This window comes from Aeromonas sp. 603404 (assembly GCF_049171775.1).
Taxonomy (GTDB): Bacteria; Pseudomonadota; Gammaproteobacteria; order Enterobacterales; family Aeromonadaceae; genus Aeromonas; species Aeromonas veronii_A.
On the sequence record NZ_JAAKPE010000022.1, the window covers coordinates 1 to 20,501 of the forward strand.

General features: G+C 60.5%; 17 protein-coding genes. 9 read left to right on the plus strand and 8 right to left on the minus strand.

Annotated elements, in window-relative coordinates; translation table 11 throughout:
• Positions 1–151: 151 nt before the first annotated feature.
• Positions 152–1,363 (minus strand): beta-ketoacyl-ACP synthase I, encoded by a 1,212-nt coding sequence (gene fabB, locus G5306_RS19940; RefSeq protein WP_216978860.1) that lies wholly within the window; start codon positions 1,361–1,363, stop codon positions 152–154.
• 90 nt (positions 1,364–1,453) lie between these two features.
• On the opposite strand from fabB, the gene mnmC reads away from it, so the two are divergent.
• Complete coding sequence (gene mnmC, locus G5306_RS19945) at positions 1,454–3,472, plus strand: bifunctional tRNA (5-methylaminomethyl-2-thiouridine)(34)-methyltransferase MnmD/FAD-dependent 5-carboxymethylaminomethyl-2-thiouridine(34) oxidoreductase MnmC (RefSeq protein ID WP_421223801.1); 2,019 nt, start codon at positions 1,454–1,456, stop codon at positions 3,470–3,472.
• Positions 3,473–3,581: 109 nt separating this feature from the next.
• Here the strand turns inward: mnmC and G5306_RS19950 are convergent, their stop codons facing one another.
• Both G5306_RS19950 and G5306_RS19955 read right to left on the minus strand, forming a co-directional pair.
• Positions 3,582–4,178, minus strand: a complete 597-nt coding sequence (locus G5306_RS19950; protein WP_421313572.1) for a DUF922 domain-containing protein — start codon at positions 4,176–4,178, stop codon at positions 3,582–3,584.
• A 183-nt stretch (positions 4,179–4,361) separates the two neighbouring features.
• Entirely contained in the window at positions 4,362–4,826 is a 465-nt protein-coding gene (locus tag G5306_RS19955; protein ID WP_216953505.1) for a hypothetical protein, read from the minus strand.
• Between the two features lie 195 nt (positions 4,827–5,021).
• Here G5306_RS19955 and dcuC point away from each other — a divergent pair, with 195 nt between their 5' ends.
• From dcuC to G5306_RS19980, 5 genes are all read left to right on the plus strand, one after another.
• Complete coding sequence (gene dcuC / locus G5306_RS19960) at positions 5,022–6,374, plus strand: anaerobic C4-dicarboxylate transporter DcuC (RefSeq protein ID WP_005336914.1); 1,353 nt, start codon at positions 5,022–5,024, stop codon at positions 6,372–6,374.
• Positions 6,375–6,464: 90 nt separating this feature from the next.
• On the plus strand, positions 6,465–8,111 hold the full coding sequence (locus tag G5306_RS19965) for a bifunctional metallophosphatase/5'-nucleotidase (protein WP_216978863.1): 1,647 nt from the start codon (positions 6,465–6,467) through the stop codon (positions 8,109–8,111).
• Positions 8,112–8,304: 193 nt separating this feature from the next.
• Positions 8,305–9,948, plus strand: coding sequence for a hypothetical protein (locus tag G5306_RS19970; protein ID WP_216953502.1), 1,644 nt, complete (start codon positions 8,305–8,307; stop codon positions 9,946–9,948).
• 144 nt (positions 9,949–10,092) lie between these two features.
• On the plus strand, positions 10,093–10,596 hold the full coding sequence (locus G5306_RS19975; protein ID WP_005333421.1) for a M48 family metallopeptidase: 504 nt from the start codon (positions 10,093–10,095) through the stop codon (positions 10,594–10,596).
• 26 nt (positions 10,597–10,622) lie between these two features.
• Complete coding sequence (locus G5306_RS19980; protein WP_421223796.1) at positions 10,623–11,486, plus strand: DUF2927 domain-containing protein; 864 nt, start codon at positions 10,623–10,625, stop codon at positions 11,484–11,486.
• Between the two features lie 172 nt (positions 11,487–11,658).
• Here the strand turns inward: G5306_RS19980 and G5306_RS19985 are convergent, their stop codons facing one another.
• Together G5306_RS19985 and G5306_RS19990 are read right to left on the minus strand one after the other, a co-directional pair.
• Positions 11,659–11,910 carry a DinI family protein gene (locus tag G5306_RS19985; protein WP_129503940.1) on the minus strand — a complete coding sequence of 84 codons (252 nt, stop codon included), beginning with the start codon at positions 11,908–11,910 and terminating at the stop codon, positions 11,659–11,661.
• 74 nt (positions 11,911–11,984) lie between these two features.
• Positions 11,985–14,411, minus strand: a complete 2,427-nt coding sequence (locus G5306_RS19990; RefSeq protein WP_421313575.1) for a DNA polymerase II — start codon at positions 14,409–14,411, stop codon at positions 11,985–11,987.
• Between the two features lie 166 nt (positions 14,412–14,577).
• Here G5306_RS19990 and G5306_RS19995 point away from each other — a divergent pair, with 166 nt between their 5' ends.
• The 3 genes from G5306_RS19995 (at position 14,578) to G5306_RS20005 (ending at position 16,860) form a co-directional block, all read left to right on the plus strand.
• The gene (locus G5306_RS19995; RefSeq protein WP_216978868.1) at positions 14,578–15,069 is read left to right on the plus strand and encodes a prolyl-tRNA synthetase associated domain-containing protein; all 492 of its coding nucleotides are present in this window, start codon (positions 14,578–14,580) and stop codon (positions 15,067–15,069) included.
• Positions 15,070–15,277: 208 nt separating this feature from the next.
• Entirely contained in the window at positions 15,278–16,516 is a 1,239-nt protein-coding gene (locus G5306_RS20000) for a GGDEF domain-containing protein (protein ID WP_219296629.1), read from the plus strand.
• Complete coding sequence (locus G5306_RS20005; RefSeq protein WP_421207272.1) at positions 16,516–16,860, plus strand: hypothetical protein; 345 nt, start codon at positions 16,516–16,518, stop codon at positions 16,858–16,860. The genes G5306_RS20000 and G5306_RS20005 overlap by 1 nt, the downstream gene beginning before the upstream one ends.
• Positions 16,861–17,101: 241 nt before the next feature.
• Here G5306_RS20005 and G5306_RS20010 read toward each other — a convergent pair whose 3' ends face one another.
• The 3 genes from G5306_RS20010 to lpxM form a co-directional block, all read right to left on the minus strand.
• Entirely contained in the window at positions 17,102–17,962 is an 861-nt protein-coding gene (locus tag G5306_RS20010; RefSeq protein WP_216978870.1) for a PA4780 family RIO1-like protein kinase, read from the minus strand.
• Positions 17,963–18,157: 195 nt separating this feature from the next.
• Positions 18,158–19,153 carry a lauroyl-Kdo(2)-lipid IV(A) myristoyltransferase gene (locus tag G5306_RS20015; protein ID WP_216978871.1) on the minus strand — a complete coding sequence of 332 codons (996 nt, stop codon included), beginning with the start codon at positions 19,151–19,153 and terminating at the stop codon, positions 18,158–18,160.
• A 150-nt stretch (positions 19,154–19,303) separates the two neighbouring features.
• Positions 19,304–20,293: a lauroyl-Kdo(2)-lipid IV(A) myristoyltransferase gene (lpxM, locus tag G5306_RS20020; RefSeq protein ID WP_216953494.1), complete on the minus strand. Its 990-nt coding sequence runs from the start codon at positions 20,291–20,293 to the stop codon at positions 19,304–19,306.
• Positions 20,294–20,501: the final 208 nt, after the last annotated feature.

Sequence of the window (20,501 nt, forward strand, 5' to 3'; positions counted from 1 at the left end):
GCTCTGCTCTGCTCTGCTCTGCTCTGCTCTGCTCTGCTCTGCTCTGCTCTGCTCTGCTCTGCTCTGCTCTGCTCTGCTCTGCAATGAGTGATGGCAGATCACGGAAACAAAAAAAGCGCCCTGAGGCGCTTTTTTCATATCAACCGGATAATCATGCTTTGAACTTGCTGAACACCAGGGAGGCGTTGGTACCGCCAAAGCCGAAGCTGTTGGACATGACGGTGTTGAGCTCGGCCTCTTCGTACTCGCGCACGATGGGCAGACCTTCGGCCTTCTCGTCCAGAGTCTCGATGTTGATGCTGGGAGCGATAAAGCCGTGCTCCATCATCAGCAGTGAGTAGACAGCCTCGTGCACGCCGGCAGCGCCGAGCGCATGGCCGGTCATCGCCTTGGTGGCAGAGATCTTGGGACCGTTGGCACCAAACAGAGTCTGGATGGCTTCCAGCTCCTTGGTATCGCCAACCGGGGTGGAGGTACCGTGGGTGTTGATGTAATCAACCTTGCCAACCCCCTGCATTGCCATCTTCATGCAACGCACCGCGCCTTCGCCGCTCGGCGCGACCATGTCATAGCCATCGGAGGTAGCACCGTAACCGGTCAGCTCGGCATAGATGTGAGCACCACGGGCCAGCGCATGTTCCAGCTCTTCGATCACTAGGATGCCGCCGCCACCGGAGATAACGAAACCATCGCGATTCGCATCATAGGTACGGGAGGCTTTTTCCGGCATGTCGTTGTACTTGGTGGAGAGGGCCCCCATGGCGTCAAACTGGATGGTAGAGGACCAGTCCAGCTCTTCACCGCCACCGGCGAAGACCACATCCTGTTTGCCAAGCTGGATCAGCTCAAGCGCGTGACCGATGCAGTGAGCAGAGGTGGCGCAAGCTGAACTGATGGAGTAATTGACACCCTTGATCTGGAACGGGGTCGCCAGGCAAGCAGAGGTTGTGGAGGACATAGTGCGCGGCACCATGTAAGGGCCCACACGCTTGACCCCTTTCTCGCGGGCGATGTCCACAGATTCCGAAGTGTTCTTGCCGGAGGCACCACCTGAACCGACCACCAGGCCGGTACGCTCGTTGGAGACCTGATCTTCCGCCAGACCGGCATCTTCAATGGCCTGCTGCATGGAGAGATAGGCGTAGGCCGCAGCGTCGCCCATGAAACGCATGACTTTACGGTCGATCAGTTCAGACGGATCGAGTTTGATGTTACCCCAGACACGGCTGCGCAGATTGTGCTGCTCGAACTGCTCGGAATAGGTGATGCCGGATTTACCTGCTTTCAGGGAGGCCAGCACTTCTTCCTTGTTGTTGCCGATACTGGAGATGACGCCGATACCGGTGATCACTGCTCTTCTCATTAATTCATCTCGTCTGGAAAAACTGGCGCCAAGTCTACCCGCTTTCGGCTGCCAAACTGGTCTGCTTTCACGTAGAATGCCCGCGATTTTGTGACGCGAGCCGAGGAAAACGTGAGTCAAACATCCTTACATCATGCCCGATTGGACTGGAATGAAGCGGGAACTCCTGTCTCCAGTGACTTCGGGGATGTGTACTTTTCCAATGATAACGGTCTAAGTGAAACCCGCTACGTCTTTTTGCAGCAAAACCGGCTACCTGCGCGATTTTCGCACCACGATAGTGACAGTTTCGTGATAGGTGAAACAGGTTTCGGCACAGGTCTTAACTTTCTGGCGACAATGCAAGCCTTCCTGGAACAGGCGCCCCAATCCGGTAACGGCTCCCGTCTGCACTTCATCAGTTTCGAGAAATACCCCCTGACCCAAGACGATCTGCGCAAGGCGCTGGCCGCCTGGCCTGAACTTGGCCACTTGAGCCAGGATCTTGTCGCCCAGTGGCCACTGCCGGTTTCCGGTTGCCACCGCCTGCATTTTACGGGTGGCCGCATTCGCCTCGATCTCTGGTTTGGCGACATCAAGGATATGCTGCCGCAAGTGCCTCACCGGGCAGAGGGGCTGGTGGATGCCTGGTATCTGGATGGTTTCTCCCCAGCCAAGAACCCGGAGATGTGGACACAGGAGCTGTTTGATAGTCTCGCTCGCCTCGCCCGTCCCGATTGCTCCATCGCCACCTTTACCTGTGCCGGTTTTGTCCGTCGCGGCCTGATTGCCGCCGGTTTTGCCATGAAGAAGGTGAAGGGCCACGGTAGCAAGCGGGAGATGCTGGTGGGGGATCGCACCGACAAGCAGCCGCAGCAGACCATAGCCCCTTGGTATGCCCGTCCTGCCGGACGCGCTGGCGAGGTAGTGATCATCGGCGGCGGCATTGCCTCGGCCATGACGGCGCTCTCTCTGGTGGAGCGGGGCCGCAAGGTGACGTTGTTGTGTGCAGATGGCGAACCGGCCACCGGCGCCTCCGGCAACCGCCAGGGCGCGCTCTATCCGCTGCTCAACGGCGAGCACGATGCCCTGTCACGCTTCTATTCGCTCGCTTTTGGCTATGCCCGCCAACGGCTACTGGCGTTGGCCGCGCAACATCCCATCGCTTTTGCACTGTGCGGGGTAACCCAGCTCGGTTATGACGACAAATCGGCAGCCAAGCTGGCGAAAATGAGCCAGGGCCCCTTCCCCCCCGAGCTGATGTATCCCCTCTCTACAGCAGAGGTAGAGCAGGTGGTTGGCCTGCCCTGTGGCCACAGCGGCGTCAGTTACCCGCTGGGAGGCTGGCTCTGTCCGGCCGATCTCACCCACGCAGCTATCAAAGAAGCGCAAGCCAGCGGGCTGCTTGAGGTGGCGTTCAATACCGAGGTGGTCGCTATTACTGAACTGGCCGATGGCTGGCAAATAAAAAGCCAGGATGGCCGCCACTGGCAGGCCCCCAATCTGGTGGTCGCCGCCGGTCACCAGTTGCCATCACTGCTCCCCTTTGCCGAGCTGCCGCTCTATCCGGTACGCGGTCAGGTAAGCCATGTGCCGACCTCAACCAGCCTGAGCCGGCTTAATACCGTGCTCTGCTACGATGGCTACCTCACGCCAATGCACAACGATCAACACTGTATTGGTGCCAGCTATGGCCGTAACCAGAGCAGCCTTGAGTTTCGTGCCGAGGAGCAAATCCAGAATCAGGTGCGGTTGCAAGCCTGCCTGCCGGAGCAAACCTGGCCCGCCGAGGTGGATGTGAGCGGCAACGAGGCGCGCGTGGGGGTGCGTTGTGCCAGCCGGGATCACCTGCCGGTGGTGGGGCCAGTGGCCAGATTGCAAGGTCTGGCGGATCATTATGTGCAGCTGCAGCATGAACAGCACAACGCCCAGCCGCTCCCCCTTCACCCCGGCCTCTATGTGCTGGGGGCGCTCGGTTCGCGGGGTCTCTGCTCTGCGCCGCTCTGTGGCGAGCTGCTCGCCAGCGAGATCTGCGGTGAGCCCCTGCCACTGGCCGCCGATCTACTGGAAGCGCTCCACCCTGCCCGTTACTGGGTGCGCAAACTGCTCAAAGGCAAGGCGCTGGTCTAAACATGGCGCTGTCTGCAATGAAATGGCCGCCCGGTGGGGCGGCCATTTCAGATGTTGAATCGTGCCATATTGACCGGGTTTGGCAGGGCTTCGCACCTCCAGACAGAGTTCACTTGGGCCAGTGCACCCCGAGCTGTTCGCCGTAACCCGTCTGACGCTGGAAATCGTCTACCCGTGCCTTAACCTTGTTCAATTCGCCACTGCCAGCAGCCCACGCGGCATACCGCAACGCCTGGCAATCTGCATGTCCGGGTAGCCCAGCAATAGCGCCACCCACCTGATTTCCGCCTTGCAGCACCATCTCTTTGAAACGGGATTCATAGTCAAACATGCTGGAGAGCAGCCGACCCCAGCGCTGGCGAGCAGGGTCACTCCCCTCCGAACTCTGACGCCAGCGGGGCAACAATACAGTGGCATGAGTCATTACCGTTACCCGTTTGAGCTGGCAGCGCCCCGGCAACTGGTCGGTTTCCAGCTGCCAGTCCACCTGATAACTCGCCTTGCCGAGCACAGGCTTGCCATTCACCTTGGGGGCACTCTGAGCAATGGCGCGTGCCAGTTGATCTGGCTGGGCAGCACTTACCTCATAAAAACGGACATTGATGCGGGACTCTGGCACCACTTGCGGCCGGCTCGGCTGAGCCTGACTCATCAGGGGCAACAGCAATAGCACGCTCCCCACTACTCCATAAACCTTGCTGACCATGCCAGACTACCTTCCTTGATTGCACGGGCGGAGTACCAACCTTGGTGAAACCCACCGCCACACAGATGACGGGTATAGCCTATGTGTGACCAAGAGGCGGCGCAATACAATGATGAGCCCAGAAATCAGAGCAAGCTCACAGGTTGCGTGAGCAAAGTATGGCACAAGGATGAAACTGTATTTTTATTGAGCAGGACGACTGATGCGCTGCCAGTCGAGGTGATAGTTTTTCACATTGATGTCATGACCATCTATCTGAATGAAATGATCATTTTTAAGACGGTTGGCAAAAAAGTCCTGATCTGCCCCCTCATTGAGCCACAGCTCGCAAAGTCCCCGTTTTCCCTCTTTGGCATAAAATCTCGGGGTGACCAGCAACGCGACCCCATCTACCCGGATGGCATGACGGGCCAGGCAGTTTGCTTCGGTGGTTTTGGATGCCAGCGCGGCAAAACGGGGTCTGTTCCCCTCGGCAACCACCAGTACGCCGTAAGAGTGGGGAGCCATGAGACGCCGCATGGCGACCGCCTGATGAGGACCGGTTTGATGAAAACCGTCATTGGTTACCGCAAACACGCAAGTAGGTGAAAATAGCATCGCGAGCAGGAAAAGAGAGCGTTTAATGCCTGAAAAATCACCAATCACCATATAAAAGCCTCAAAAGACAACCAAGGCTGGCAAGGGTAGGTAGCCAAACCCGCTGGGTAAAGTACCTTTACCTTTCTTTAATTCTGTTCATGGGGTTAAACGTTGATTTAGCTCACACAACATCCTGTTTCCAGTCGCCACTCTACCCCTATCGGAATAGACTCCTTCCACTCTCATCCAATCAGAAGGCAACATATGCTGGAACTCATTGTTGGCACCCTGGTCACCCTGGTGGTGGGCCGTGCCATTTTCAAAGGATACTCCGCGACCGGGGTGCTGCTGAGCGGCGGCTTGCTGCTGCTGGTCATCACCGCCATGATGGGCAAGCCGGTACTGCCGAGCAAAGTGGTCAGCACCGGCTATATCGCAACCGATATCTTCGAATACGTCCGCTTCCTGCTCAATGACCGTGGCGGTGGACTGGGGATGCTGATCATGGTGCTGTGCGGCTTCGCCGGCTACATGAGCCATATCGGCGCCAACACCATTCTGGTCAAGCTGGCCAGCAAACCGCTTGGCATCATCAAGTCCCCCTATATTCTGCTGGTGGCTGCCTATCTGGTGGCCTGCGCCATGTCGCTGGCGGTCAGCTCCGCTACCGGCCTCGGCGTGCTGTTGATGGCAACCCTGTTTCCGCTGATGGTCAACATGGGGATCTCCCGTGGCGCGGCTGCAGCCGTGTGCGCCTCGCCAGCCGCCATTATTCTGGCACCGACCTCAGGGGACGTGGTGATGGCCGCCCAGGCCGCCAACATGCCGCTGCTGGACTTTGCCTTCAAGCTGACCCTGCCCATCTCGCTGGTGGCGATCGCCTGTATGGCGGTGACCCACTTCTTCTGGCAGCGCTACCTTGATCAAAAATCCGGTGAGCACAACGAGCCGGTCGCCCCGGGTGACCTGGTGACGACTGCGCCTGCCTTCTACGCCATCCTGCCCTTTACCCCCATCATCGGGGTGCTGGTATTTGACGGCAAATGGGGTCCGCAGCTGGATATCGTCACCATCATCGTCATGTGCATGGTGCTGGCCAGCCTGCTGGAGCTCGTGCGGATCCGAAATGGCAAGGAGCTGCTGGACGGTCTGCAGGTCTGCTGGCGCAACATGGCTGATGCCTTTGCCGGTGTGGTCATGCTGCTGGTCGGTGCTGGCGTCTTCGCCCAGGGTCTGATGACCATCGGCTTTATCGACACCCTGCTTGCTCACGCGCAGGATCTCGGTTCCGGCGGCCTGATCATGATGCTGTCACTGGTGGTGATCACCACCCTGGCCGCCTTCACCACCGGTTCGGGTAATGCCCCCTTCTACGCCTTCGTGGAGTTGATCCCCAACCTGGCCAGCAGCCTTGGCATCAACCCGGCCTATCTGGTGATCCCGATGCTGCAAGCCTCCAACCTGGGTCGCACCATTTCTCCGGTCTCCGGGGTGGTGGTCGCCTGTGCGGGGATGGGCAAGCTCTCGCCGTTCGAGGTGGTCAAGCGCACCAGTATGCCGGTCGCCGTCGGCCTGCTGGTGGTGATCGTCGCCACCCAGATCATGGTACCCGCCTGATCGCTGACCAGCCCGGCACCCTGCCGGGCTGGTATCCTCCCCCTCCTTTGCAGTAGACTCGGTGCTCATTTTCCCCTAAGGAGGACCGAGATGAGTATTACGGTTCAACTTGCCCATTTCAGTGATTGCCACTCCCACTTCGATGGCGCGCCCATGAGCTTCTCCCCTATCGGTGAAGGCCAGTGGCGCACCCAGTGCGGCGGTTATGCCCGGATCCTGACCCGACTGACCCAACTGCGTGCAAAAGCCGCAGCTGCCGGCCAGCGTTTTCTGTTTCTGCACGGTGGCGACTCCTTTCAGGGCTCGCTCTATTTCAACCGCTTCAAAGGGCGCGCCAACGCCGACCTGCTCGCCATGCTGGCCCCCGATGCCATGGTACTTGGCAACCATGAGTTCGATCTGGGCAACGGCCCGCTGGTGGAGTTCTTGCGCCAGCTCGATTTTCCGGTGCTGGCCGCCAATCTGGATAACAGTCAGGAGCCTGCCGACACGCCGCTTGGGCTGTGGGATATTCCCCATCTCTACGACGCCCATCAGCCCTGGCATCGTCAGATGATCGACGGGGTTCCCTTTGCGCTGCTCGGCATCACCCTCGCCCAGATGGCTGCCATCGCCAACCCGGATCCCCACACCCGTTTCCACGCGGTCGCCGACACCCTCACCAGGGTGTTGCAGGAGATCAAGCGCGAAGGGATCCAGCATATCGTGCTGCTGAGCCACCTCGGGCTGGATCAGGACAAGCTGCTGGCCGAGCGCTTCCCCGAGCTCAGCCTCATCATCGGCGGCCATACCCATAGCCTGCTCGGCGATCTCGCGCCGCTGGGTCTGCCAAGCGAAGGCAGTTATCCGCTGATGAACAACGGGGTGGCTATTTTGCACGCTGGCCACAGCGCCCTCTGCCTCGGTGTCTGCGAGCTCACCTTCGATGAGGCGGGCCGCGTCGTGCAGAGTCAGGGGCAGCTGGAGTGGCTCCCCTGGCAGCCCTGGCCATTTGCCTCCACCCCACCCGCCGGGCTCACCTTCTGCGAGCCGGATGCACAGCTTGAAAAACATCTGGCCAAACGCTATCGGCCTGAGATTGAAACCATGAGCCAGCGCATCGTCACCCGACTGGCGGCGCCACTGCCCCATCAGCGGCTGCCGGATGCCACCCTGCCGCACGGCAGCCAGCTCGCCCCGCTGGTGGCCCGCGCCATGCTGACCGCTGCCCGTGAACAGGTAGGCGAGGTGGACTTTGCCCTGCACAATGCTGGCGGCGTGCGCTGCTCGCTGGAGCCGGGCCCCCTGAGCGAAGCGGATATCGCCGGTCGCCTGCTGCCGTTTGCCATTCCCCTCACTCTCTATCGGGTGCACGGTCACGAGTTGGCGGAGGCGCTGGAGAATGCCATCGACAACGCCACCAACAACGGCGTGGTCGGCAATGGCAACGGCAGCTTCCCCTACACCGCAGGGGTGCGATTCACCTATCAGGCCGATCGGCCCAAGGGCCAGCGCATCACCCGACTGGAGTGGGAAGCCGCCCCCGGCCAGTGGCAAGCGGTCAATGCCGCACAGGTCTATCGCGGGGTGTCGAGCGCCTATACCGCCTCCGGCAAGGAGGGTTACACCGCACTGGCGCGCACCCTGACCCAGCACAATCAGGAGCTCGGCATCACCCTGGCCGACGCTTTTATCCGCTGGGCCCGTCACCTGCCGACACTGGAAGCGCAGCCCCCCCTGCTTGAGTACATCCATTGATGCAGAGGGGGAATGGCTGGCTTCGCCACATCCCCCTGACGGCCAATATTGCCGCAGCCAGCGCCCGGTTCCCTGCAAGAACCGGGCTTTTTCGAGAATATTTGCCCCACACGGGCCTGCCCCATTGCATCGCACTCACTAGCTCGGCAAGATAGGCCCGCTTTCAAGACCAGCTGCAGGAACAGGCGACTTCATGAATCACTCCATCCGTTTCACTCCCCCTCGCGTCAACCCGGGTATCAAGCCAGCCATTGTGCTGCTGACCGCCTTGCTGGCGCTGCTCTTCTGTCTGCGCAACCCGCTCTTCCACGCCATGGCGCCGGGGTTTGATGCCTCGCTGTTCGCGGTGATGGGCAAGATGTGGAGCGAAGGGGGGGTGCTCTATCGCGACATGATCGACATCAAGGGGCCGATGATCTTCGCTCTCGACGCACTGGGCTATCGAATGGGGGGATTTGTCGGGATCTGGACACTGGAGTGGGTGCTCTGCTGGCTCGGATTGCTGGCCAGCTGGCAGGCCTTTGCCCAGCTCGGACTCTCGTTCAAGGCGCGCCTTGGCGCCATGCTGGCGGTGCTGGCTCTCTACGGCACCCGTTACTACTACGGCAACATGACTGAGGACTGGACCTTCCACCTCGCCCTCATCGCCCAGTGGGCCTTCATCACCCTGCTGCTGGACAAGGGATTTCGCTGGTGGCCGGCGCTGGTGGCGGCCCTCACCTTCGCCATCGTCGCCTGGATGCGCACCAACAACGGCGCCTTCTGGGGAGCCTGGTATCTGGTGCTGTTCTGCCACTGGTGTCTGCATGAGAAGTGGCGTGATGCCATCTTGCTGCTCATCTCCAGCCTGCTGGGGCTGGCGCTGATTGGCGGCCCGCTTTACGCCTACTTCCAGCAGCATGATCTGCTGGCGGCCTTCAAATACTACGCCTTCGACATTTTCTTCGAAGGGAGCTACGGCAATGGCTTCTCCCCCATGGTGGGCGCCGTCGGCCTGCTGCGCACCGGCCTTGTGATGCTGCTGCCCGCCTTCATCATTCTGATGCTGAGCCGCCGTCAGGAGTGGTATCTGCCCGCCCTGCTGGCAACCCTGTTTGGGGTGCTGTTTACCCTGATCGCCAACTCGGTCTCCGGCCATGTGTTCGATCACTACGACGTGCTCTATCTGCAACTGGCAGTGCTGCCGCTGGCGGTATTGCTGGATCGCAGCGAACAGCAGGCAGATGCCATCGGGCTGCTCTGCATCTCGCTGGTGGTGCTCACCGCCAGCTGGCTGCTGGCCCAGCAGCTCGGTTTTGGCTGGAGCACCAAGGAGTGGTCCCTCGAGCGGGTCAACGAGGTGCTCGGCACCAGCCTGCTGTGGGCGCTGCCGGTGCTGATCCTCATCCCCCTCTGGCGAGCCTGGGATGTGCGCAGTGCCACCCCCTGGCTGGCGACGCTGGCCATGCTGCTGCTGATGATCAACAACGCCTGGGAAGGGACCCTCAAGGGTCGCCCCTTCAATCCGGCGGCGCAGGTACGGGTCGATCGCATCAAGGCCGAGACAGTCCCGAGCGACAAGATCTGGGTCGATGGCATCCAGCCGCAATATTATCTCTGGACCGATCGCCAGCCAGCGTCCGCCTATCTCTTCTTTGCCAACGTCAATCCGCCCTATGACGTGCGCGAGCGGGTGCTGGCCGATATCCAGCGCCAGAATCCGAAGTTCATCCTCGCCAAGCCGGATCGGGTGAGCGAGGAGCTGAAAAAGCCGAGCTCCCCTTCCCATCTCGCCTTTTATCAATACCTGACCAGCCACTACGAAGAGGTGGATCCGGGTCTCTATCGCCGACGCTGATCGTCAATACGCCCCGCAGGGCGGCCATTGTTGCAATGGCCGCCCTTTTTATTGCGCCAGATCGCCTTGCAGCGGCGGCCCGCAGTAGGCAAGCCCGCCCGAGATAACTACAATGACGCTCTTTTTGATGTAACGAGTGACACCATGGCGGAACTGACTTATCTGGGCGGCTATCCAGACCCCCTCAAGGCACAGGTACAGCAGCTGATTGCGGCGGGCAAGCTGGGGGAGATGCTGGCCAAACGCTATCCGGAAAGCCACCAGATCCAGAGCGACAAGGCGCTGCTTGCCTACACCATGGAGCTGAAGAACCGCTACCTCAAGAGCTCGGCGCCCCTGTCAAAGGTGGTGTTCGATGGCAAGATCAACGTGATCAAGGATGCCCTCGGCCTGCACACCTACGTCAGCCGGGTACAGGGCAGCAAGCTCAAGGCCAAGAACGAGATCCGCATCGCCGCCCTGTTCAAGGAGGCGCCGCCCCCGTTCCTGAAAATGATCGTGGTGCACGAGCTGGCCCATATCAAAGAGAAGGATCACAACAAGAGCTTCTACCAGCTCTGCCAGCACATGGAGCCCGACTATCATCAACTGGAGTTTGATCTCAGACTCTGGCTCACCTGGCGTGATATCGACAAGGCCAACCGCTAGGCTGACAACCGTTTCAGGGAGGAAACATGTCATTTGCCGCCATCCCCTTTGGTGCCACCCGCTTTATTGCCACTTTGGTAATGGCCAACTTGGGCTGCGCTGCCTATCCCCGCCGCGCGTCACGCGGGCTGCTGGCGCTGCTGCTTCTGCTCGCGGGCCACAGCGCCCTGGCCGATGAGCGCTGGCAGAGCGACAGCTATCTGGTCGAGAGCTTTATGGCCATCGCCATGGAGCGGGAGTATGGCGAAGCCAGGCAGACCCGTTTTGCCCGCTGGCAGCAGCCGATCCGGCTGCAACTTATCAACGAATCGGGTGACAAGCCGCTGCAGGCCGACGTAGTGAAGGTACAGGCGGCCCATCTGGCCCGCATCACCGGCCACCCCATCAGCATGGTGACCGCAAAGCCCAACCTCACCCTGATCATGACCGACTACAGCAAGATGAAGAGCTGGGCCAACCGCACCATGGGGGGGGATCCATCGGTCAAGATGGCGCTCAAGGAGGGGCTCTGCCTTGCCAACTTCGCAACCAATGCGAAACACGAGATCAGCCGTGCCACCATCATCATTCCGGTAGACTACAGCAGGGCCAAGGGGCGTTTTCTCGACTGCGTGGTGGAGGAGTTCACCCAGGTGATGGGTCTGCCCAACGACTCGGACAAGGTGTTTCCCTCCATCTTCAATGACAACAGCATCGACAGCTTTTTGACCGGGCTGGACTATGTGCTGCTCAAGATGGCCTATCACCCGGCCCTCAAAGCCGGAATGAGCAGTGCCGAGATCCGCGCCGCACTGCCCATTGCGCTGGCCGACCTGCGCGCCAAAGGGGAGATCCGCGAAGCCAACCGCCGGGTGCAGCAGCAGAGCCTGAAAAGCTGGGCGGGACTGTAACGGCATGGCTCAACCCAGAGCCAGACAAGCCACTGCGACTCACCACCAACAAAAAACGCAGCCACCTGGCTGCGTTTTTTGTTGTATGGGTATCAGCAGTGCATTAGCAGGCATGCCCGTTTATCCGCAGCCCATTTATCCACCGCCCAGAATTATCCACTGACCATGGGGATCAGGATGCGACGTTCTCTTCCGGCATCCAGCTGTCGGCGTTCTCCCACACCTCCTGCACCATAGCTTCGGCCAGCTCTTTGTCTTCCTTGCTGGCACGGCTGACGGTCAGAGCCATGGTACTGCCCGGCGCGACCCGCACATGGATGTCGGGAAATTTTTCGCCAAGCTGCTTGAGCAGCTCCTGACGCAGCGCCTCCATGGTCGAGGTCGGGATCTGATGTTTTCTGTCGATGATGATTTCAAGACGCATAGGAAACTTCTCCATGATTTATAACTGTATTTTTATCCAGTATTCATGGGAAGTAAAGTGCCAACTTGCACCAATCAGAAAAGATCCAGCTGCTGACCACAGATCCGGTCGAACGACTCGCCGATAAAGGGCAGGATGGCATCGGCAATGGGCCGCAACTGCTTGTCGATATAGTGCTCGTAATCGATGGCGCTGCGCCGGTACTCCAGCGGCTCGGGGCCATTGAGGGTCATCAGATAGGCGATGGCGCCCCGATGCTGATAGCGCTGGGGCAGCCCGCGGCGCAGGTTCTCCTCATCGGCCAGCCGCGCCGCACGCACATGGGGCGGCACATTCTTCTGATACTCTTCGAGCTTCTGGCGCAGCCGTTTGCGGTAGATAAGCAGATCGTCGTGACGACCGGCGCGGGTCTCATCCACCATGGTGCGCACATAGCCGCTGGGATCTTCATCGTGAAACACCAGCTCGTAGAGGCGGGTCTGAAACTGCTTGGCCAGCATGGTCCAGTCGGTGCGCACCGATTCGAGCCCCTTGAACACCAGCTGTTCACTCCCCTCACTGGCCTTGCCAACCAGCCCCGCATAGCGCTTCTTGCTGCCCTTCTCCAGCCCGCGGATGGTGGGCATCAGAAAGCGGCGATAGTGGGTCTCGTACTGGATCTCGAGATAACTCGGCAGGTCGAACTCTCGCCTGATCAGTGCAGCCCAGTTATCGTTGATCATTTGCGCCAGTCGCTGGCCAATCTCGTCCGCCTCATCCGGGCTGGTCTCGCGCCCCAGATGGACAAAAGTGGAGTCGGTGTCACCATAGATCACCTCGAACCCCTTCGCCTCAATCCACTCGCGGGTCTGCTGCATGATGCTGTGACCACGCAAGGTAATTGACGAGGCAAGTCGCGGATCATAGAAACGGCAGCCCCCCGACCCCAGCACCCCGTAGAAGGAGTTCATGATGATCTTGATGGCCTGGGAGAGTGCCTTGTTGCTGGCAGCCTTGGCTCTGTCCCTCGCCGCCCACAGGGTGGCGATGAGAGCCGGCAAGAAGTGCCGGGTTCGGGAGAACATGGCGCCGCGAAAGCCGGGAATGGCGTGGTCGGGGTGTTGCAACCCCTCGATGAGTCCCATGGGATCGATGCAGAAGGTGCGGATGATGCTGGGATAGAGGCTCTTGAAATCGAGCACCAGCACATGGCGATAGAGACCGGGTTTGGAGTCCATCACATAGCCGCCGGGGCTCGCCAGCCCACCGTCGGCCGGCAAATTGGGGGCCACGTAGCCGCCACGATGGAGCCGCGGCAGATAGAGGTTGGTAAAGGCCGCCACCGAGCCCCCTACTCTGTCCAGCTCAAGACCAGTGAGGGAGGCGCGCTCGATGGCAAAAGGGATGAGGTGGCAGTAGTCGAAGATCTCCCACACCAGCTTGCAATCTTCCAGGTTGTAGCGAGCCAGCGCCTCCTTGTCGGAGTGGAACAGCTCGGTGATCTTCTCCCCCCGATTGGCCACATCCTCGATATCCTTGCCACGGCCAAGCAGTTCGCTCGCCACCGCATCCAGGCTGTAGCTGGCAAACTGCCAGGTGGCGCTTTTCAGGGTATCGATGCCGTCGAGCACCATGCGCCCGGGAATGATGACGTTGCCGGTCTGGGGATCGCCCCGTGACGAGCGCCAGAAGCAGAGCTCATGACCCCGCCCGAGCCGCAGCCGCCGCTTGTTAAGCTCGGCGCGGCGCAGCAGCAGGCGAAAGTCAAAATTGACCACGTTCCAGCCAATCACCAGATCGGGGTCATGCTGGCTGAACCAGCTCTCCAGCGCACTCAGCAGGGCGCTCTCGTCCTCTACCCACTGGACCTGGGTGCCCCAGCTCTCAGCATCCGCCTCCGAGGTGCCGATCATGATGACCCGCGCATCCTGTTCGCTGTAAAGGCCGACCGAGAAGAGGGCACCGTCCATGGCGCACTCCACGTCGAGGGACACCCAGGAGAGGGTTGGCGTCACCGCCTGCGGCGCGCAGCGCGCCTCGTTGACCTCCCAGTAGCCCTGCTTGCCTCCCTTCTTCACCGCCCGGCCATCGAAACGCACACCAGCTGTGATGAAACGCTCCATCAGAAACCGCTCCGGCAGCCGGATATCCGCCTCAAAGTGCTCCAGCCCGCGAATAAGCAGCAGCTCGATGGCGCGGTGAAAGGCGCTCAGGGTGGCGAAATAGCAGCCCACCACAGGGCGACCGTCGAAGGTGTGCATTGGCAGGCGGCGAAACCGCCCGCTCACCCCGGCCCCCTTGAACAGCTCGGCGGCTTCTGCCATATGGCTCTGCGGCAGGAAGAACACCGGCTCCTGTCCCGGCACCACCACCCGTACCGGCCCCTGCGCGCTCCAGAGCCACATCACGATTTCGGTGGTGGCTGCCTGCCCGTTGCGGCCGCGCACGTCCCGACCGTGGCGGGTCAGGATAAAACCGTCGAGCGGCGGAGTGGCGGGTACGGTGGGCTGGGTTGCAGTCATGAAGCGTAAAGGGGCTGTCCGAGAATGGGACTATTGTACGTTCATACAGTGCCTGCTCGCAATCGTCACGCTGGCTGCGAGGCGGGGGTCAAACTGGTAAGCTCGATCCGGTCGTTATTCCCGCCCATCCCGTTCTGACCACTCTTCGCCGACAAAAGGAGTCTATGTGGCAATCTATTCCCTGCTGGATCAGCTGGCTATCCCCTACCAGCGCTTTGACCATCCCCCAGTGTTTACCTGTGAGGAGGCGAGCAAGTTGCTGCCCGACCTGCCCGCAGCCAAGACCAAGAACCTCTTTTTGCGCGATCCGAAAAGCGAGCGGCTGTTTCTGGTGGTGAGTCCGGAGGAGCGCCGGGTCGATCTCAAGGAGCTGGCGGTCATGCTCGGCGTCAAGCGGCTGAGCTTTGGCTCCCCCGAGCGGCTCGATGCGGTGCTCGGCCTTACCCCGGGCTCGGTGACCCTGCTCGCCATGGTGCGCGACAGGGAAAAAGCGGTAGAGCTGGTGGTGGACGAGGCCATCTGGCAGGCCGAACAGGTGCAGTGCCATCCGCTGGTCAACACCGCTACTCTGATCATCCGCCTCGACGATGTGCGCCGCCTGCTGGCCCACCTCGGTCGGGAGGCCAACGTCATGCGGCTGCCGGTCATTATTGACTGACCCAAGAGTGTGGGAAGCATAAACGCTCCGGCGTCATGCCCCGCCCCTGATTAATCGAGTCAGCAGCCCTCTTGTGGCGGTTGTTGCTGCGATCGTGCCCGGATCACTTGAACCATTGCTCAACGGCGCAATTCATGCTGTGATCCGGCCCAGTCACCCGGCCCTGAGGTCGCTGCGCCGTTCCCGGCAGGAAGAGCCCAAACCCTTGATGCAGAGTCTGTTTTCCTCGGCCCAGTTGCTGAGTCTGGTGCTGTTCGTCAGCCTGTCGCACATCGGGGTCGCGGCCATTTTCGCCTACCTGTGGCATACCCAGCGACAGCTGCGCTCCCTGCTCTACTGGTCGGCCAGCGAACTGGCCATCGCCGCCGCCTTTGGCTGCCTGCTGCTGCGACCCCTTACGGGAGAGATCTCCCTTGCCAATATCCTGCTTACCAATCTGCTGATCATCGCCACCCCGCTACTCTATGAGCGGGGGCTGCGCCACTTCTTCCGGCGCGAGGCCGACCGTTTCGGCTGGCTCTGCCCGCTCCTTGCCCTCGCCGGCTTCCTGCTATTCGCTGTCACCGCCACACAGCTACCGCAGGATGACATACACAGCCGGATCGTGGTGCTATCCGGGGCCATCTCGCTGCAAATGTGCCTGCTGCTGTGGCAGCTCTGGCGCTATCAGCGGTTGGCCCCCGCCTACCGGGTGCTACGCTTTGCCATCTTGCTGCTTGCGCTGCAACTGGCCCTGCAACTGATCAGGATGGCCAAGCATCAGTGGTGGCCTGAGTCGGCTGCCTCCAGCCTGACCGATCCCCTGCTCGGCCCGGTGATCCTGCTCAGCCTGCTCTTTACCATTGCCCGCAGCTTCATTTTGCTGAGCCTGGTGCACACCCGTCAGCAGCAGGCGCTGCTCGCCACCCAGCGCGAGCTGGAGCGGCGCGCCAACCTGGATGCCCTGACCGGACTGGACAGCAGACACTATTTCGAACACCAGGTGGCCCTGCGTGCCCGCGAGATGGCTAGCCCCGGCCAGCTGCTGCTGATCGATCTGGACAACTTCAAGCAGATCAATGACCGCCACGGTCATCCCGCTGGCGACGCCATGCTGCGGGCGGTGGGACGGGTGATCCGGGAGAGCCTGCCGACGGCGGGGCTAGCCGGGCGCCTTGGCGGCGACGAGCTGGCGCTGCTGGTGATGGAGACTTCGCAAACGCTGCCGGCCTGCTGCCAGACCCTGCAGCAGCGGGTCGCAGACGCCACTCGGTCGCTGGCCGGTGGCCCCATCAGCCTCAGCATAGGGCTCACTTCGCTGCAGCAGGGCGAGAGCTTTGAGCAGGCCTATTCGCGCGCGGATCGGGCACTCTATGCCGCCAAACAGGCTGGCCGCCAGCGCGCCTGCATCCAGGAGCCACACCACAGCGAACCCTGGCCGCTGTGGCCTCTGGCCACCCAGACCTGATGCAACCCCTCATCGAGTGCCGGGCCGCTCGGCTGACCGACGCCCCCGCCTACCGCCGCTACGAGGCCGAATGTGGCGCCGCCGGGTTGCCGCTCTATCAGGTGGCGCAATTCGGCTCGACTCAGTGGCTGCAGGAGTTGCTCGCCCATGCCAATGGCCTGCATCTGCCGCCGGGCTACCTACCGACCACCACCTATTTTGCCCTCGAAGGGGAAGCGCTCCTCGCCACCTTGCGCCTGCGCCACGGCGACAAGCCAAGCCACCCACCAGTGGCTTGGCTATATCGATTACGAGACCATCCCACCCGCCGGGGTGAAGGTGCCGCCCGCATCCTGCTCGGTTGAGTGCAGCGCCATGTGCTCAGCGAACCTGTGCTCATCAGCTGTGACAAGACAAATCCCGCCTCGCTCAAGGTCATTGAAGCTGCAGATGGACAATGGCTGGATCGCCGCTATCATACCGGCGATCTCTGCTGGGTCCGGTTTTACCGGCTGGCCCCGGCCAAGAGGCCAGGGCTGTGCGGCAGACAATAAAAAAGAGCACCACTAGGCGCTCTTTTTCCATTGACCACGGCCACCAACAAGATCAGTAGCTGTCTTCCTCTTCGGCCTTCATCCTGGCCTGACGAGCCAGTGCCTCCTCCTGGGCGCTCTCGATCTCGTGCAATACAGAATCGAGATCCACCTGCTCGCGGCTCTCCTCGAACAAGCCGGTCAACTCGCTGTCGGGGGTCAGTTTGCCATCTTCATACAGGGCCCACATCTCCCGGGCGTAGCGGGTCTTGAGCAGCTCGGGGGCATACATGCCGTAGTAGTTGCGCATGTTGTTGACGTCCCGCTCCAGCATCGCCTTGGCCTGGTTGTTGGCGGCGGCATCCACCACCTGGGGCAGGTCGATAATGACGGGGCCCTGTTCATCCACCAGCACATTGAACTCGGAGAGATCGCCGTGGATAAGACCGGCGCAGAGCATCCTCACCACGTAACGGATCACCTTGGCATGGTCGATGACCGCCTGCTCGGGGGTAAGCGCCACATCGTTGAGGCGCGGCGCGACATTGCCATCCTCATCGGTGATAAGTTCCATCAAGAGGACGCCATCGAGGCAGACATAGGGCTGCGGCACCCGCACACCGGCCGCCGCCAGCTTGAACAGGGCGTCGACCTCGGTGTTCTGCCACACCTCTTCATGCTGTTTGCGGCCGTACTTGGAGCCCTTCTCCATGGCGCGAGCATCGCGACTGCCGCGCACCTTGCGGCCTTCCTGATAGACCACGGCCTGCTTGAAGCTGCGCTTGGACGCTTCTTTATAGACTTTGGCGCAGCGGATCTCGTCGCCGCAGCGCACCACATAGACGTCGGCCTCTTTGCCGCTCATCAGCCGGCTGATGACGTCATCGACCAGGCCGTCATCCACCAGGGGTTGGATTCGATTTGGAATTTTCATGGCCGCCCTTTTACCCTATTTCCGCTCTCGAAGATAGCTCCGCGCACGCTCACTTGCCTCTCCCTGTCATAAGACACCCTGTTATCCTCTGTTTGCGCTGTTTTTGTCCACCCGTTCGCCTTAAAAACCACCCGCAACAGACCAAATACGAAAGGCTCCTCTGCCAACAAAATTGGCCCGCATGCGGGCCAATTTTCAAGGTTCGGGCGGCAAGCCCTGACGAATACGCTGGATCCCCGCTTCATAGAGTCCGTCATCCCCCTCCTGATGCTCCAGGGTTTCAAAGATCTTGAGAAACCACATGTACTGCTCGGGATGGCGCGCCACCTGCATCTCCACCACCCGGTTCATGGCGTTGACGTCTGCCAGCAGATCGGCGGTGGGATAAGGGTCAAACGGCGGCTCGATCTCCAGCAGATAGCATCCCTCATCCTCGTCATAGCTGGCGAAGATGGGCACGGCTCTGGCACCAGTCAGTTTCACCAGCTTGGGCAACGCTGGCAGGGTTGCTTTGGGACGACCGAAGAAGGGAACAAACACGCTCGCCTCACGGCCGTGATCCTGATCCGGCAGATAAAAAAAACTGGCGCCAGCGCGGATCGACTTGATCGCCGGCTTGATACCGACACTGCGCTCATAGACCTTGCCCCCTTTGGCCCGCTCGCGGTTGATGTACCAGTCAAAAACCTGATCTTTCGGGCTCTTCATCATGGTGCACATCTCGATGCCCATCATGGAGAAGTAGCGGCCAATCATGTCGACCGCCCAGGTATGAGGCACCACCAGGATCACCGGACGGCCCGCAGCTTGCTCCGCTTGCACATGCTCCCAGCCGCTCACCTTGACGCGGCGGGTCAGGCGCGCCTTGCTGCGCCAACTGAGCTCGCCAAAGCCCATAAAGGTCTTGAGCCCGACCCGGATCGATTTGAGCAGCAGCGCCTGACGTGCGGCGGCATCCAGCGTTGGAAAGCAGATCTTGAGGTTGGTATCGGCAATATAGGCCTGCTTTTTCGAAAAACGCAGCAGGGTCGGTGAGACCAGATCGGCAAAGCGATCCCGCAACCTCGCAGGAGTAAATGCCAGCAGGGAGAGCAGGCCCAGTGCGAACCAGCTGCCCCACCATTTGGGATGCAGCAGGCGGCTATGAAATGAGGTATCAAATACCGGATCTAACGCAGACATGGCGACCATCAAGTCATCAAAAACAAGCGGTTATTGTAATTATCCTGACATTTTTTTCTACCCTGAGGAGGCTTGCTATCGACCTGCAAGGCACAGATCAGACTAGTTATCATAAAAAATGGCCCACCTGGGGCCATTTCAATCAATCTTAATTCAGGGTCAGCCGTGGGGCGACAATCCCTTGCGGATCCGCTGGATCCCCGCCTCGTAGAGGCCATCCGGCCCCTCCTGATCTTCACGGGTATCGAAGATCTTGAGGAACCACATGTACTGGCCCGGATGGCGCGTCAGCTGCTGTTGCACCATATCGTTCATCCGACAGGTATCGGCCATCACATCCTCGGTGGGATAGTTGTCAAACGGGGCATCTATCTCAAGCCGGTAACAGTGGTTCGCTTCGTCATAGCAGGCGAGCAGCGGCACCGCCTTGGCGCCGCTGACCTGAACCAGACGGGGCAAGGCTGGCAGGGTCGCCTTGGGGTGGCCGAAGAAGGGAGCAAAGATGCTCTTCTCGCGACCGTGATCCTGATCCGGCAGGTAGAAGAAGCTGCGACCACTCTTGATGGTTCTGATCACCGCCTTGATCCCGGCGCTGCGCTCGTAAACGCGGCAACCGTTTTTGGCCCGTGCACGGTTGAGGTGCCAGTCAAACACCGGATTGCGTGCCCGTTTCATCATGGTGCACATGGGCACCCCGCGCTGGGTGAAGCAGTAACCGGCGGCATCCACCGGCCAGGTATGGGGCACCACCAGGATCACCGGACGACCGGCAGCCCGCTCCGCCTCGATATGCTCCCAACCGATCACCTGCATCCGGCTCATCAGATAACGCTGACTGCGCATGGTGAACTCGCCAAATCCCAACAGACTCTTGAGGCCGACCCGGATCGAGGTCAGTGCAATGGCATCCCGCTCTTCCGGGCTCTTGTCCGGGAAGCAGATCTCCAGATTGGTTCTGGCGATATAGATCTGTTTTTTCGAGATACGAAACACCAGCGGTGCCAAGGCTTCGGCCAAACGGTCGCGCAATCGCACCGGCACAAAGGCCAGCAGCATCAGCACACCGAGCGCCAGCCAGCTGAACCAGTAGCGGGGATGCAGAAAACGGGCTTCAAAAGAGGAGTCAAATACGGGATCTTGGGACGACATGTATCGGGGTCGAGCGAAAAAGTGGTGCTGCATTGTAGTCGTCCTGACAGGTAATACCAGTTAAATCCATGTCAAATAGCCCGCCACTGGCGCCACATCAAAAAACCATAAAAAAATGCCCCGCACTGCGGGGCATTTTGCTCGTTACACAACCAGGGTGGAGGCTCTTTGTCCATCCATCGTATGACTGGTCGTTTATCCCGTCGCT

Coding starts and splice junctions, on each gene's coding strand:
- fabB (WP_216978860.1), bottom strand. CDS start 1,363: ATGAGAAGAGCAGTGATCACCGGTATCGGCGTCATCTCCAGTATCGGC.
- G5306_RS19950 (WP_421313572.1), bottom strand. CDS start 4,178: ATGGTCAGCAAGGTTTATGGAGTAGTGGGGAGCGTGCTATTGCTGTTG.
- G5306_RS19955 (WP_216953505.1), bottom strand. CDS start 4,826: ATGGTGATTGGTGATTTTTCAGGCATTAAACGCTCTCTTTTCCTGCTC.
- dcuC (WP_005336914.1), top strand. CDS start 5,022: ATGCTGGAACTCATTGTTGGCACCCTGGTCACCCTGGTGGTGGGCCGT.
- G5306_RS19965 (WP_216978863.1), top strand. CDS start 6,465: ATGAGTATTACGGTTCAACTTGCCCATTTCAGTGATTGCCACTCCCAC.
- G5306_RS19970 (WP_216953502.1), top strand. CDS start 8,305: ATGAATCACTCCATCCGTTTCACTCCCCCTCGCGTCAACCCGGGTATC.
- G5306_RS19975 (WP_005333421.1), top strand. CDS start 10,093: ATGGCGGAACTGACTTATCTGGGCGGCTATCCAGACCCCCTCAAGGCA.
- G5306_RS19980 (WP_421223796.1), top strand. CDS start 10,623: ATGTCATTTGCCGCCATCCCCTTTGGTGCCACCCGCTTTATTGCCACT.
- G5306_RS19985 (WP_129503940.1), bottom strand. CDS start 11,910: ATGCGTCTTGAAATCATCATCGACAGAAAACATCAGATCCCGACCTCG.
- G5306_RS19990 (WP_421313575.1), bottom strand. CDS start 14,411: ATGACTGCAACCCAGCCCACCGTACCCGCCACTCCGCCGCTCGACGGT.
- G5306_RS20000 (WP_219296629.1), top strand. CDS start 15,278: ATGCAGAGTCTGTTTTCCTCGGCCCAGTTGCTGAGTCTGGTGCTGTTC.
- G5306_RS20005 (WP_421207272.1), top strand. CDS start 16,516: ATGCAACCCCTCATCGAGTGCCGGGCCGCTCGGCTGACCGACGCCCCC.
- G5306_RS20010 (WP_216978870.1), bottom strand. CDS start 17,962: ATGAAAATTCCAAATCGAATCCAACCCCTGGTGGATGACGGCCTGGTC.
- G5306_RS20015 (WP_216978871.1), bottom strand. CDS start 19,153: ATGGTCGCCATGTCTGCGTTAGATCCGGTATTTGATACCTCATTTCAT.
- lpxM (WP_216953494.1), bottom strand. CDS start 20,293: ATGTCGTCCCAAGATCCCGTATTTGACTCCTCTTTTGAAGCCCGTTTT.